General features: G+C 65.8%; 13 protein-coding genes. 10 read left to right on the plus strand and 3 right to left on the minus strand.

Annotated features, from left to right (window positions below):
* Window positions 1–4: 4 nt before the first annotated feature.
* Window positions 5–601, minus strand: coding sequence for an OmpO family porin (locus ACCQ10_RS01080; protein ID WP_039415115.1), 597 nt, complete (start codon window positions 599–601; stop codon window positions 5–7).
* 359 nt (window positions 602–960) lie between these two features.
* Between ACCQ10_RS01080 and poxB the strand changes: the two genes are divergently transcribed.
* From poxB to ACCQ10_RS01110, 6 genes are all read left to right on the plus strand, one after another.
* Complete coding sequence (poxB, locus tag ACCQ10_RS01085) at window positions 961–2,670, plus strand: ubiquinone-dependent pyruvate dehydrogenase (RefSeq protein WP_372363025.1); 1,710 nt, start codon at window positions 961–963, stop codon at window positions 2,668–2,670.
* 49 nt (window positions 2,671–2,719) lie between these two features.
* Window positions 2,720–4,162: a sensor histidine kinase gene (locus ACCQ10_RS01090; protein WP_372361919.1), complete on the plus strand. Its 1,443-nt coding sequence runs from the start codon at window positions 2,720–2,722 to the stop codon at window positions 4,160–4,162.
* Window positions 4,147–5,493, plus strand: a complete 1,347-nt coding sequence (locus ACCQ10_RS01095) for a sigma-54-dependent transcriptional regulator (RefSeq protein WP_372361920.1) — start codon at window positions 4,147–4,149, stop codon at window positions 5,491–5,493. The genes ACCQ10_RS01090 and ACCQ10_RS01095 overlap by 16 nt, the downstream gene beginning before the upstream one ends.
* A gap of 187 nt (window positions 5,494–5,680) precedes the next feature.
* Window positions 5,681–6,433 (plus strand): hypothetical protein, encoded by a 753-nt coding sequence (locus ACCQ10_RS01100; RefSeq protein WP_372361921.1) that lies wholly within the window; start codon window positions 5,681–5,683, stop codon window positions 6,431–6,433.
* 102 nt (window positions 6,434–6,535) lie between these two features.
* Window positions 6,536–7,150: a hypothetical protein gene (locus tag ACCQ10_RS01105; protein ID WP_372361922.1), complete on the plus strand. Its 615-nt coding sequence runs from the start codon at window positions 6,536–6,538 to the stop codon at window positions 7,148–7,150.
* A gap of 104 nt (window positions 7,151–7,254) precedes the next feature.
* Window positions 7,255–8,484, plus strand: coding sequence for an MFS transporter (locus ACCQ10_RS01110; RefSeq protein ID WP_372361923.1), 1,230 nt, complete (start codon window positions 7,255–7,257; stop codon window positions 8,482–8,484).
* A gap of 344 nt (window positions 8,485–8,828) precedes the next feature.
* Here ACCQ10_RS01110 and ACCQ10_RS01115 read toward each other — a convergent pair whose 3' ends face one another.
* Together ACCQ10_RS01115 and ACCQ10_RS01120 are read right to left on the minus strand one after the other, a co-directional pair.
* Window positions 8,829–9,305, minus strand: coding sequence for a tRNA (cytidine(34)-2'-O)-methyltransferase (locus ACCQ10_RS01115; RefSeq protein WP_039406870.1), 477 nt, complete (start codon window positions 9,303–9,305; stop codon window positions 8,829–8,831).
* 26 nt (window positions 9,306–9,331) lie between these two features.
* Window positions 9,332–9,793: an XAC0231 family protein gene (locus tag ACCQ10_RS01120; RefSeq protein WP_372361924.1), complete on the minus strand. Its 462-nt coding sequence runs from the start codon at window positions 9,791–9,793 to the stop codon at window positions 9,332–9,334.
* Between the two features lie 385 nt (window positions 9,794–10,178).
* Here ACCQ10_RS01120 and ACCQ10_RS01125 point away from each other — a divergent pair, with 385 nt between their 5' ends.
* The 4 genes from ACCQ10_RS01125 (at window position 10,179) to ACCQ10_RS01140 (ending at window position 13,889) form a co-directional block, all read left to right on the plus strand.
* Window positions 10,179–10,499, plus strand: coding sequence for a DUF4156 domain-containing protein (locus ACCQ10_RS01125; RefSeq protein WP_372361925.1), 321 nt, complete (start codon window positions 10,179–10,181; stop codon window positions 10,497–10,499).
* A gap of 101 nt (window positions 10,500–10,600) precedes the next feature.
* Window positions 10,601–11,617 carry a 3-oxoacyl-ACP synthase III gene (locus ACCQ10_RS01130; RefSeq protein WP_372361926.1) on the plus strand — a complete coding sequence of 339 codons (1,017 nt, stop codon included), beginning with the start codon at window positions 10,601–10,603 and terminating at the stop codon, window positions 11,615–11,617.
* A gap of 86 nt (window positions 11,618–11,703) precedes the next feature.
* On the plus strand, window positions 11,704–12,843 hold the full coding sequence (fic, locus tag ACCQ10_RS01135; protein WP_372361927.1) for a protein adenylyltransferase Fic: 1,140 nt from the start codon (window positions 11,704–11,706) through the stop codon (window positions 12,841–12,843).
* 143 nt (window positions 12,844–12,986) lie between these two features.
* Entirely contained in the window at window positions 12,987–13,889 is a 903-nt protein-coding gene (locus ACCQ10_RS01140; RefSeq protein ID WP_228334313.1) for an alpha/beta fold hydrolase, read from the plus strand.
* Window positions 13,890–13,952: the final 63 nt, after the last annotated feature.

The following is a 13,952-nucleotide window of genomic DNA, read 5'->3' on the forward strand; positions in this document are numbered from 1 at the left end:
CGGCTTACCAGCTGAAGCGCGGGCCGACCGACCATTCCTTGTTGCCGTCGCCATCCATACGGATGTCGCCGTTGATGCCCCAGTTCTGGTTCAACTTCACCTGGGCGCCGAGGCGGCCGTAGAAGTTGTCGCCGATGTCGATGCCGCGCTTCTTGGAGAAGTCTTCGTAGCCAGCCAGGGCATAGACTTCGAAGTGCTCGCCAAAGGCGTTACGCAGACCGGCTTCCACGCTGTAGCCGTCGAAGCTGATGTTCGGGGTGTCCAGGTCCAGCTTGCGGTAGGCAACGCGCGCAACGAAGTCGGTGCTGGTGGCGATCTCGTGGTTGTAGCCCACGCCCACGCCCCACTGCTGGAAGTCGGAGTTGGAGCTTTCGAACACGTTGTCGTTGTCGTCAGCGTTCTGCTTGCTGTAGTCGCCGAACACGTGGAAGTTCGGAGCAACGGCGTAGGACGCCTTCAGGCCCCAACCGTCGGCGTCGCGACCTTCGGTCGGCGTGCGCACGTAGTCGCCTTCGACGAAGTTGTAGGAGAGATTTTCAGCAGCGGAGGCCGCAAACGGCAGGGCTGCGAGGAGGCCGAGGGCCAGCAGTGAGTTCTTCATGATCGATACCTGTACTTATGGTTTGGGCCGGCGCTGAGGCGGATGCCGTTCGCTGCCGAGATGTAAATTCTCCGTTATTCGATGGAACGCGACATGAATTCTGGACTGACCAGTGAATGAATCATCGCGCCAGATTCAGCTGCGCTTTCTTGTGACGCTCAAGCGATGCGCGTAGCGCACGCGTAAAGCGTGACGGCATGACGCTTGTGCGGCACCGATGTGAGATCCCCGTGCAGAAATGCAAAATCCCCGCAATTTCCGCTGCTTTCGCATGTCAGCACATTGTACTGACATCGCCGCTGGGAGCATTGCACGCTCCTGGATGAGTGCGGAGCTGCATCGTGGCGAAGAAGAAGACGTTGGCGCGGTTTCTGGCCGAGACACTGCAGAGCGCGGGGGTGGAGCGGATCTGGGGTGTGACCGGCGACAGCCTCAACGGCCTGACCGACGCGCTGCGCGAGATGCAGACCATCGAGTGGATGCACGTGCGCCATGAAGAAGTTGCCGCATTTGCCGCTGGCGCCGAAGCGGCGGTCACCGGCGAACTGGCGGTGTGCGCGGGAAGCTGCGGGCCGGGCAATCTGCACCTGATCAACGGGCTGTTCGATTGTCACCGCAGCCGCCAGCCGGTGCTGGCGATCGCCGCGCACATTCCGTCCTCGGAGATCGGCCTGAACTATTTTCAGGAAACCCATCCGCAGGAGCTGTTTCGCGAGTGCAGCCACTTCGTGGAATTGGTGACCAATCCGGCGCAGTTGCCGGAAGTGCTGCACCGGGCGATGCGCTCGGCCATCCTGCAGCAGGGTGTGGCCGTGGTGGTGATTCCCGGCGATATCGCCTTGCTGGAAGTGGACAGGCACCTGTCCAGCGCATGGCCGGCGCTGCGTGCGCCACGCGTGCTGCCCGCCGCGCAAGACGTGCAACAGCTGGCCGAGTTGCTGCAGCAGAGCAAGGCGGTCACCTTGTTGTGCGGCAGCGGCTGTGCCGGCGCGCACGATGCGGTGGTGGCACTGGCCGATACGCTGGGCGCGCCCATTGTGCACGCGCTGCGCGGCAAGGAATACGTGGAATGGGACAACCCCTTCGATGTGGGCATGACCGGCTTGATCGGCTTCAGTTCCGGCTACCACGCAATGCTCAATTGCGACACCTTGCTCATGCTGGGCACGGACTTTCCGTACCGGCAGTTCTATCCGAAGGACGCCACCATCGTGCAGGTGGACCGCGACCCGAGCGCGCTCGGGCGGCGTACGCCGTTGCAGCTGGGCATTGCGGCGGATGTCGGCGAAACCATCGCCGCGTTGCTGCCGCAGCTGCAGCGCCGCGAAGAGCGCGGGTTCCTTGAAAAATCGCTTGCGCACTACCGCAAGGCGCGCGAAGGCCTGGACGATCTGGCAGTGCCGGCCGACCCAGGCGAGCCGCTGCACCCGCAGTTCGTAACCCGGCTGATCAGCCAGATTGCCGATCAGGATGCGGTGTTTACCTGCGATGTCGGCACGCCGACGGTGTGGGCGGCACGTTATCTGCGCATGAACGGCAAGCGGCGCCTGCTGGGTTCCTTCAACCACGGCTCGATGGCCAACGCGATGCCGCAGGCGCTGGGCGCACAGGCGGCATTCCCGGGGCGCCAGGTAATCTCACTGTCCGGCGATGGCGGCTTTGCGATGTTGATGGGCGATTTCATTTCGCTGGCGCAGTTGAATCTGCCGGTGAAGATCGTCGTGTTCAACAACGCATCGCTGGGATTTGTGGCGATGGAGATGAAGGCGGCCGGGTATCTGGATACCGGCACCGAGCTGCGTAATCCGGACTTTGCCGCGATGAGCAATGCAATGGGCATCCTCGGCATTCGTGTCGATGAATCGGCGCAGTTGGAACGTGCATTGCGACAGGCCTTTGCGCATTCTGGTCCGGCGCTGGTGGATGTGCGCATCGCCACCCAGGAACTGGCGGTGCCGCCGGCAATCAAGCTCGAACAGGCCAAGGGCATGGGGCTGTACCTGCTCAAGGCGGTGATGAGCGGGCGTGGCGATGAGGTGATCGAACTGGTCAAGACCAACCTGCGTTAATTCAGTTGCACTCGCGCACACTGGCCGCCCTCTTCAGGCCGCTTCGTCCATGCCCCGTTCGCTGCTACGGCAACTGTTGCTGATCTGGGTGGTGATCGTGGCCGCCTGTCTGGGCGTGGCCACGATGCTGTACGGCTTGTACCGGCAGACCGAAGGAGTGCGGCTGGAGGAAGCGCGGCAGCAATTGAGCGGGCAATGCGCGCGCATCGTGCAGCGCTATGCCGGGGCGAGCGAGGCGGCGCGTACCGGCGACGATGGCGTTGGCCTGGCTGCGGTGGTGGTGCACTTGGTGCTGGCCGATGCGCCAGGTGTGGAAGGTGGCGTGTGGGACCTGCACAAGGGTTTCGTTGCCTACGCGTACCCCACCTACGACGGGAGCGATCACAAGACCGACATTCCTGCTGCGGAATGGACCACCATCGTCAACACCGCGCGGCAGAGCGTGAGCGAGGACACGCCGGTGCACTACCGCCGCGACGGCAGCCGCGAGGTCCTGTTGATCAGCGCCTGTCCGTTGGCATCGCACAGTGCGGCATGGACGATGACGCGGGTGCCGGCCAGCAAGGCCGATGCGTGGCGGCCGCTGGTCGTCGGCATGCTGTTGATCTTCGCGATGGTGGCGGTGTCGGTCATTGCGCTGGGCGTGGTGGTGCGGCGCTGGCGCCAGCGCCTGCAGCGCATCGAGCAGGCGCTGGCCGCCGACACCGAGACGCCGCAGATCCCGCCAACCGGTACGCCGGAACTGGATCGGCTGGGCGCGGCGGTCAATGACTATGCGCAACGTACGGCGCAGGCGCTGGTGCAGACGCGCAGGTTGGCCGACGAACTGTCGCGGCACGAACGCCTGGCCGCGCTGGGCCGGATGACCGCCACGGTGGCGCACGAGATTCGCAACCCCATCGCCACCATGCGGCTGGCGGTGGAGAACGAAATCGCCCAGCGCGAGGCCACCCCCGACTCGGCGGCCCATGCCGAGATGATGCTGGCGCAGATCCGGCGCCTGGACGGGGTGGTCGAGAGCCTGCTCGGCATGGTGCAGCCGATCCGCCTGCACCTGGAGACGGTGGTGGTGCAGGACTGGCTGGCCACGCTGCTGGAGCCGAGTCCGTTGCCGCCGGGCACGCCGCCGCCCCGCTTGCTGCTGCCGGCTGCGCCGCTGCACTGGACCCTGGACCCGCAGCAACTGGGGCGCGCGGTGCACAACCTGCTGCGCAATGCCGGGCAGCACGCCGATCCGGGCAGTGCGATCACGCTGCAGGCGGCAGCGGTGGAAGGCACGCTGCAGCTGCAGGTCTCCAACCACGGCGCTGCAATCGCCGAACCGATCGCCGCGCACTTGTTCGAACCATTCGTCAGTGGCCGTAGCGACGGCAATGGCCTGGGGCTAGCGCTGGTGCGCGAGATCGCGCGCGCGCATGGCGGGCAGGTGCGCTACGCGCATGCCGACGGGCAGACCCATTTCATCCTGGAGCTGCCATGGCGCGCATCCTGATCATCGACGACGATGCCGCGTTCCGCATGACCCTGCAGGCCACCTTGCGCTCGCTCGGGCACACCGTGATCACCGCCGAGAACGGGCCGGACGGGCTGGCCCGGCTGAGCGAAGGCGGGATCGACATGGCGTTCGTGGATTTCCGCATGCCGGGCATGGACGGCATCGCGGTACTGCGTGCGCGCCAGGGCGATGCGCAGTCGCGTCAGGTGCCGCTGGTGATGCTCACCGCCCATGTGTCCAGCGGCAATACCATCGAGGCGATGACGCTGGGCGCTTTCGATCATCTGGTCAAGCCGGTGGGCCGCGCCGACATCGTCGAGGTGGTGCAACGTGCGCTGCTCAGTCGCGCCGATGCGCAGGCTGCAGCAACGCAAACGCCACGCGCGCCAGACGAGGACGACGACGCGCTGGTGGGACACAGCCCGGCGATGCGCACGGTGCACAAGCGCATCGGGCTGGCGGCGGCGTCCGAGTTGTCGGTGTTGATCACCGGGGAAACCGGTACCGGCAAGGAGCTGGCCGCACGCGCCCTGCATCGCGCCAGCCCACGTGCCAACGCGCCGTTCGTTGCGGTCAACTGCGCGGCCATTCCGCTGGAGCTGATGGAGAGCGAATTGTTCGGCCATCGCAAGGGTGCGTTTTCCGGCGCCGGCAGTGACCGTCTGGGGCTGATTCGCGAGGCCGACGGCGGCACGCTGTTCCTGGACGAGATCGGCGACATGCCACTGCCGATGCAGGCCAAGCTGCTGCGGTTTCTGCAGGAAGGCGAGGTGACGCCGTTGGGTGGCAGCGGCCCGCAGAACGTGGATGTGCGCGTGCTGGCCGCCACCCATCGCGACCTGGCGGCCTGCGTGGCCGATGGACGCTTTCGCAGCGATCTGCGGTACCGGCTCAACGTGGTGCCGATCGAACTGCCGCCGTTGCGCGAGCGTGGCCAGGACATCCTGCTGCTGGCCAGGCACTTCCTCGGCACCAGCGCAGCGCGCGCGCAGCGCCTGTCGCCTGCCGCGCAGGAGCGCCTGCTCGCGCACAGCTGGCCCGGCAACGTGCGTGAATTGCGCAACGTCATGCAACGCAGCCAGGTGCTGGTGCGCGGAGCCAGCATCGATGCGGCCGATCTGGACGAGGCACTAGCCGAGATCAGCGAGCCGCCGCCCGCCATCGTGCCGGAGCCGACCGGAACCCTGCCGGAGGCCGTCGCACGGCTGGAGAAACAGATGATCCAGTCCGCCCTGGCGCAGAGCCGGGGCAACCGTGCCGAGGCCGCGCGGCGGCTCGGAATCCACCGGCAACTGCTCTATCGCAAGCTGGAGGAATACGGCCTGTGACGCGCGCGCGGAGTGGTCGCAGACAGCCGGCAGGTGTCCCCGAAGCGGACAGGGTGGATGAAACGCAGACGTCTCCTCCGCGCGATCTGATTGAACAAGCCCTGTAAAACAAGGATTTAAAGGTTGGCATGATTGCTGCTTTGCTTGTCGGCACGCGGCTCCTTTCCGCCGCGCTGGAGACATCCCCATGATGCGTCAGACCGTTCTTGCAATTGCCCTGGCCTGCACCATCGGCGCCGCCGCCGCCCAGGTTGCCGCCCCGCCACCGCCGCCGGCCCCCAATGGCCCGGTCGGCAGCCCGCCGGCCCCGCCGACCCCCGTCGCCGCCACGCCGGTGCGTGTGAGCGGGAGCGTGGAGCGCTTTCTGCTCAATCCCAATGGCGAAGTCGACGGACTGTGGCTGCGCGACGGTACCCAGGTCGGGTTTCCACCGCATCTGTCCACCGAGGTGAAAGCGGCTGTGCGTAGCGGCGACAACGTGGTCGTGCAGGGCTTCCGCCTGGGAAATCTGCCCGTGCTGCGGGTCAGCTCGATCCGCTCCGGCCGGAGCGGCCGCGAGGTGGTCGACCGCCCACCCGCCTTCGGGGCGCCGCCACCGCCGCCGCCGACCCCGGGCCAGCTCACCCCGCTGCAGTCCGACGGCACGATCCAGCGCCTGGTGTATGGGCCGGCCGGCGAGGTCCATGGGGCGCTGGTCAGCGATGGCACGGTAGTGCGGATGCCGCCGCATCTGGCGCTGCAGTTCAGCGACCTGCTGCGCGTGGGCGCACCACTGAGCGCCAACGGATTTGGCGTGGCCACTCCGGACGGTCGTGCGATCGAGGCCACCCAGGTGGGGCGCGACCGCGCCTCGCTGCGTGCGCTGTTCAGCGCGCCGCGTCCGGATGGCCCGCTGCCGCCACCGCCGCCGGGCGCTCCGGTTCCGCCGGCCGGCCGTTGAGCCGGACTGCACGTTTCGTGTGCGTTGTTCCCTCCGTTGGCCGCGCCGAGCGCGTGGCCAACGGCTTGACCGGCGTCGCCGGTTTCTTCTTCGGAGTATTCCATGCATTGGGTCGACCCTGATTTCCTGCCCGCCACCCACGGCACCCTGGCGCGTTTCCTGCTCAATCCCAAGGCCGATATCGACGGCCTGCTGCTCACCGACGGCACCGAGGTGCACACGCCGCCGCATTTGTCGGCCGCGTTGCTGAAGGCGCTCAAGCCGGGCAGCACGCTCACCGTGCGTGGCCTCAAGCCGCGCGACGTGGACATGCTGGTGGCGCTGGCGATCGATCCGGATGGCGGCAAACGCATCCTCGACGAAGGCCCGCATGGGCCGCATGCCAAACCCAAGCCCAAGCCGCCCGGCAAGCCGCCCAAGCCGGAGGTCAGCCGGCACACGGGCACCATCACCCGGCTGCTGCACGGCCCGCACGGGCAGGTGCACGGCGTGCTGCTGGACGATGCGGTCACGGTGCGGTTTCCACCGCATGCCGGTGGCGACTTCGCCAGACAGCTGGTGGTCGGCAAGCCGCTAGTGGCCGAAGGCGAAACCAAGGCCACGCCGCATGGTGTGCTGATCCATGCCCATGCCCTGGGTGGCAAGGCGGCGACGCTGAAGCAGATCGCGCATCCGCACGGCCCTGCGCACAAACCCAAGCCCAAGCCCAAACACTAGGAGCCGGACATGCAGCCACCGCGTGCGGTTGAGATGCGTGTCCTGCGGTGTGCCCTGCGTGTCTGTGCATGCGCTGGCAGTGCATCCGGCAGCGGAGCACTGCCATGCCGATGACCAGGGCCAGGCCGCGCGGCACACGCGCGCTGGAAGCACTGCACTTCAGCGTGGCCGATGTGCAGGATGGGCTGGGACCCTTCCTCAGCGTGTTCCTGCAATCCAAGGGCTGGTCGGTGGCGGCGATCGGCACGGTGATGAGCATGGGCGGCATGGCCGGCATGCTCGCCACCACGCCGGCCGGCGCGCTGGTGGATGCGACCCGGCGCAAGCGCGCCGTGGTGGTCATCGGCTGTCTGGCGATCCTGCTTGCCACCGCGCTCATCTGGCTGCGCCCGACCTCGACGGGCGTGGCTGCCGCGCAGATCGCCTCGGCCTTGGCGGCGGCCGGCATCGGCCCGGCGCTGACCGGCATCACGCTGGGCCTGGTACATGCGCGCGGCTTCGACCATCAGCTGGCGCGCAACCAGGTGGCCAACCACGCCGGCAACATGCTGGCGGCGGTATTGGCCGGCTGGTTGGGCTGGCGCTACGGTTTTGCTGCGGTGTTCGTGCTGACTGCGGTCTTCGGCGTTCTGGCGTTGGTAGCGGTGCTGGCGATTCCAGCCGCGGCGATCGACCACCGCGCAGCACGCGGTCTGGCATCAAGCGATGGCGGCGATGCGCTCAGTGGCTGGCGCGTGTTGCTGACCTGCCGCCCGCTGGCGCTGCTGGCGGTCACGCTGGGGCTGTTCCATCTGGGCAATGCGGCGATGCTGCCGTTGTACGGCATGGCGATCGTGGCGGCGCATGCCGGCGACCCGAGTGCGCTGACCGCCACCACCATCGTGGTGGCTCAGGCCACGATGATTGTCGTTGCACTGTTGGCGATGCGCTGGATTCGGGTACATGGACACTGGTGGGTGCTGCTGGTGGCCTTCATGGCGTTGCCATTGCGCGCGCTGGTGGCGGCCTCGGTGATCCATGGCTGGGGCGTGTTCCCGGTGCAGATCCTCGATGGGCTGGGCGCCGGCCTGCAAAGCGTGGTGGTGCCGGCGCTGGTGGCGCGGTTGTTGCAAGGCACCGGTCGCGTGAATGTCGGCCAGGGTGCGGTGATGACGGTGCAGGGCGTGGGCGCGGCACTGAGCCCGGCGTTCGGTGGTTGGCTGGCGCATGCCTTCGGCTACCGCATCGCGTTTCTGGCATTGGGCGCGATCGCGTTGCTGGCCGTGGCGTTGTGGGCCGGTTGCCGCGGCATGTTGCAGGCGGCGACGTCGGTACAGGCGCAGACAGTGTTGTGATCGGCGCAGGGTGCGCGCAAGGACGCGCCGATTGACCGACAGCCATTGCAGCTTGCGCTTTCGTTACTGCACTGCACTGCACTGGCGAGGATGGCCAGGTGTGGTCTGACCGGAACCGCGTCTTGTCGTCTTAGGACGCGCCACGGGCGTGCAGATGACGTGGCATGCCTCATCGTTCCCGCCAGGGCCGGTCGATGGGTGCCTCTCTCCGTCGACCGGGCAGCCAGCACGGTTGGCGAGTCTTCGTTGTAGATCCATGCGCGTCACTGGAGATCCCACCGTGCACGTGGCCCGGCGCATGGGCCGCGGGTGCGTCGGCGCGAATGGTTGCGCGCAATCTGCGGCTACTGGCCGCCAGCGAAATTCCACTGCCGCCAGGCTTCGAACACCATCACTGCAACGGTGTTGGACAGATTGAGGCTGCGGTTGTCCGGGCGCATCGGCAGGCGTAGCCGGTGCTGCGGCGGGATCGACTCCAGCACCTCGGCCGGCAGGCCGCGCGTTTCCGGGCCGAACAGAAAAGCATCGCCATCGGCGAACTGCGGAGTGTCATAGCGCACCGTGCTACGGGTACTCAGCGCGAAGACACGCTTGGGACCGATGGCCGCCAAAGCAGCCGGCAGATCGGCATGCACCTGCAACGGTGCGTATTCGTGATAGTCCAGGCCGGCGCGCTTGAGCTGCTTGTCGCTGAGGTCGAAGCCCAGCGGCTCGATCAGGTGCAGGCGCGCGCCGGTGTTGGCGCACAAGCGAATCACATTGCCCGTGTTGGGCGGAATTTCCGGTTGAAACAGGATGACATCGAGGACGGGTGCTGGCATGCGCGCAAGTGTAGCTGCGCGCGTGCTCAAAGGCCGACGGTGGCGCTGACCAGCGCTTCCAGTTCGGCGGGCGAGGGCTGCAGCTGCGGCACCGGCAGGTTGACGATGACCTGGCCCATCAACGCACCGACGGCCGCAGCCGCCTGGCCAACGCCGGTCTGGGTGGCGGCGGTGGCGCTGCGGACCACAAGTTCGGCGCGCTGGTCGGCCGAAGGACGCACCTGCACCGCAGCCAGGGTGACGATGCGCGGGCCAGCCTGTTCGGCGGCCAATTCAGCCACCTGTTCGGCGGAGGGGCGCACCTGCACGGCGGCCAGGGTGCGGATGTCGCTGCTGCGTTCCAGGGCCTGCTGGGCAATCTGGTCGGCGGCCGGGCGGACCTGGACGGTGTCCAGGGTGGTCAGCTTGGCCGCCTGGGCGACACCGGCCAGGCTGGCGCCGGCAAACAGGGCGGCGGAGAGGGCGATGCGCAGGGTCTGGGTCTTCATGGCGAGGTCTCTTGGTGTGGTTAATCAGTGGTGTGGTAGTAAGGTAGTACACCGTTTCAGTACGCGCAAGAAGTTTTTTGTCGTCTGGCTAATTGTTCAGTTAAAAGTCAGCTTCAAGATTCGGCATCTGGGCGTGTATGTAGCTGAGCAAGCCGCATGCCACCCGGGAGTCATTGTTTTTCATGGTGTTTTTTGCAGTCTCAGGTGTCCGTGTCCGGACACCCGGACGCAACGGTGGGCAGCGGACGGCGCTGCGTCTGCGGGAACGCGGTCGTCTCGCCACGGTCGGGTGCGCTGAATGGGGTCGTGTGCTGGGCGCGCAGCACGCACGAAGCCGCCGGCCAACTGCGGCACAATCCGGCTTTGCCCACAGGTGTGATGACGTATGCGCGTGCTGATGCTGTCTGTTCTGGTTGCCACCACTACGGCGGCGTGCACCTGGGTACCGATTGAACAAAGCGGCAAGAGCGTGCAGGTCCTGTCCGCAGGCCCTGTGCCCGCTGGCTGTCAGCAGCAGGGCGAGGTGGTGGTGACGGTCAAGAGCAAGGTCGGCTTCTACAACCGCAACCCGTTGCGGGTGCAGGAGGAACTGGAAACCCTGGCGCGCAACGAGGCACCGGGCGCCAACGCCAACGCGGTGCAGGCGCAAGGCCAGCCGGCCGAGGGAAGCCAGCGTTTCAGCGCCTTCCGCTGCCCGCCGCGCTGAACCGTTGGGCTGGGGCGCAGTCCATTCAAATGTAAAGATGCGGTAAAACCAGCCAGCAGCTAGACTAACGCCCCCTCGCCTGACGCCATGGCGCTACTTCGATGCTCTTCCAGAATGTCTCCATCGCGGGACTGGCGCATATTGATGCGCCGCATACGCTGACTTCCAAGGAAATCAACGAGCGCCTGCAACCGACCTACGACCGCCTCGGGATCAAGACCGACGTGTTGGGCGACGTTGCCGGTATCCATGCACGGCGCTTGTGGGACCAGGATGTGCAGGCCTCCGACGCCGCCACCCAGGCCGCGCGCAAGGCGCTGGTCGATGCCGGCATCGGCATCGAGAAGATCGGCCTGCTGGTCAACACCTCGGTGAGCCGCGACTACCTGGAGCCGTCCACCGCCTCCATCGTGTCCGGCAACCTGGGCGTGGGCGACCACTGCGTCACCTTCGACGTGGCCAATGCCTGTCTTGCCTTCATCAACGGCATGGACATCGCCGCGCGCATGCTCGAGCGCGGCGAGATCGACTACGCGCTGGTCGTCGATGGCGAAACCGCCAACCTGGTCTATGAAAAGACCCTGGAGCGGATGACCTCGCCGGATGTCACCGAAGAGGAGTTCCGCAACGAACTGGCCGCCCTGACCCTGGGCTGCGGTGCCGCTGCCATGGTGATGGCGCGCAGCGAGCTGGTACCGGACGCCCCGCGCTACAAGGGCGGCGTGACCCGCTCGGCCACAGAATGGAACAAGCTGTGCCGGGGCAACCTGGACCGGATGGTCACCGATACCCGCCTGCTGCTGATCGAAGGCATCAAGCTGGCGCAGAAGACCTTCGTGGCTGCCAAGCAGGTGCTGGGTTGGGCGGTGGACGAAGTGGACCAGTTCGTCATCCACCAGGTCAGCCGCCCGCACACCGCTTCATTCGTGAAGTCGTTTGGTATCGATCCGGCCAAGGTCATGACCATCTTCGGCGAGCACGGCAACATCGGTCCGGCCTCGGTGCCGATCGTGCTGAGCAAGCTCAAGGAGCTCGGCCGCCTCAAGAAGGGCGACCGCATCGCGCTGATGGGCATTGGCTCGGGGCTGAACTGCTCGATGGCGGAAGTGGTCTGGTGACTACCCGGGCGGGGACGCGTTAAAAAAAATGGATTTTTAGAACGCGTCCCTGCATCATGTTCGTTCTCGCGACATGAGCCCGTGACATGGACGACACGCCCGCCTTCGACCCGACCAAGCCGCACAACGCGCTTGCGCCGCTGCCGCCGGCGGGAGATATCGAAACACGGAGCCTGCTCAAGGCGTGCATCGTTGCCCGCACCGCCCTGGCCGAGTTGAAACAGGCCACCGCGCTATTGCCCAACCCGGCCGTGCTGATCAATACGATTCCGATCCTGGAGGCGCAGGCCAGCTCGGAGATCGAAAACATCGTCACGACCACTGACGATTTATTTCGTTACGCAGACGACCAGGAGCGTGCCCAGAATCCCGCGACCAAAGAAGCGCTGCGTTACCGCAGTGCGTTGTACGAGGGATTTCAATCGCTCCAGCAGCGGCCGCTGTGTACCGATACTGCCGTCGTGGTGTGCAGCCGCATCAAAGCGGCGCAGATGCAGATCCGTCGGGTGCCGGGTACCGCGTTGGCCAACGACCAGATTCAGCAGATCATCTACACCCCGCCGGTGGGCGAAACGCTGCTGCGAGACAAACTCGCGAACTGGGAGCGTTTCATCCACGAACACACCGATGTCGATCCGTTGATTCGGATGGCGGTTGCGCATTACCAGTTCGAAGCGATCCACCCGTTTACCGATGGCAACGGTCGCACCGGGCGGGTGCTGAATCTGCTGATGTTGATCGAACAGGGATTGCTCGATGTGCCGGTGCTGTACTTGTCGCGCTACATCATTCGCCATCGCAGCGATTATTACCGCCTGCTGCTGGACGTGACCCGGCATGGGCACTGGGCCGAATGGATCCACTACATGCTTGCTGCCGTTGCAGAGACTGCTGCGTGGACAACCGCAAAGATCCAGGCGATCCGCGGCCTGGAGGCGCAGGCGCGCGATCATGTCCGCAGCCTCGCACCCAAGGCGTACAGCCGCGAGCTTGCCGATGTGATCTTCAATCAGCCGTATTGCCGCATTCAAAATGTCGTGGACGTGGTGGGGGTCACGCGCCAGACCGCCGCGCGTCATCTAAAGGAGCTGGTGGCGATTGGTGTGCTCGAGGAACAGCGCTTGGGCAAGGAAAAGCTGTTCCTGCATCCGGCATTCCTGCAATTGCTCTCCGCTGACGGTCATCAACTGCCACCTTATCGGACAGGTCCGCGGGCAATGTCATGACATCCATGACTTCTGCAATTGCATGCATCGGTGCTGCCGCCTGATATGGCCCAGCATGTCATCACTGCTGGAGTCTGTTCTGCATCGCCCAGGCGTACGCCTGCCCCTTTCGCGCTTCTCGAAACACACCGGATCCCTTCGGAATGAACTACCCAGGCTATCCCTTCACTCCCAAGCGCCTTGAGGTGCGTCCCGGCATTGCGATGTCGTACCTGGACGAAGGTCCGCGCGATGGCGAGGTCGTGATCATGCTGCACGGCAACCCGTCGTGGAGTTATCTCTGGCGCAACCTGGTGAGTGGCTTGTCCGATCGCTACCGCTGCATCGTGCCCGACCACATCGGCATGGGGCTGTCCGACAAGCCCGATGATGCGCCCGACGCGCAGCCGCGTTACGCGTACACGCTGCAATCGCGCGTGGACGATCTGGACACGCTGTTGCGGCATCTGGGCATCACCGGTCCGGTCACGTTGGCGGTGCACGATTGGGGCGGCATGATCGGCTTCGGCTGGGCGCTGTCGCACCACGCGCAGGTCAAACGGCTGGTGATCACCAACACCGCAGCGTTCCCGTTGCCGCCGGAAAAGCCGATGCCCTGGCAGATTGCGATGGGGCGCCATTGGCGGCCGGGCGAATGGTTCATCCGCACCTTCAATGCGTTTTCGTCCGGCGCATCCTGGTTTGGGGTGTCGCGCCGCATGCCGGCCGCCGTGCGGCGTGCCTATGTCGCGCCGTACAACAACTGGCGCAACCGCATCTCCACCATCCGCTTCATGCAGGACATCCCGCTGTCGCCCGCCGACAAGGGCTGGTCGTTGCTGGAGCGCTCGGCGCAGGCGTTGCCCTCGTTCGCCGATCGCCCGGCCTTCATCGCCTGGGGCTTGCGCGACATCTGCTTCGACAAGCATTTCCTGGCTGGCTTTCGCAAGGCGTTGCCGAATGCCGAGGTGACTGCATTCGAGGATGCCAACCACTACGTGCTGGAAGACAAGCACGAGGTGCTGGTACCGGCGATCCGCGCGTTTCTGGAGCGCAATCCGTTGTAACGCCTTGCCGCCGGCATTGGATCGCACGTGCTCGATAGCTGCGAGCGGTACCAAGCAAATGCG

This window comes from Xanthomonas sp. NCPPB 1325 (assembly GCF_041477645.2).
Lineage (GTDB): Bacteria > Pseudomonadota > Gammaproteobacteria > Xanthomonadales > Xanthomonadaceae > Xanthomonas > Xanthomonas cannabis.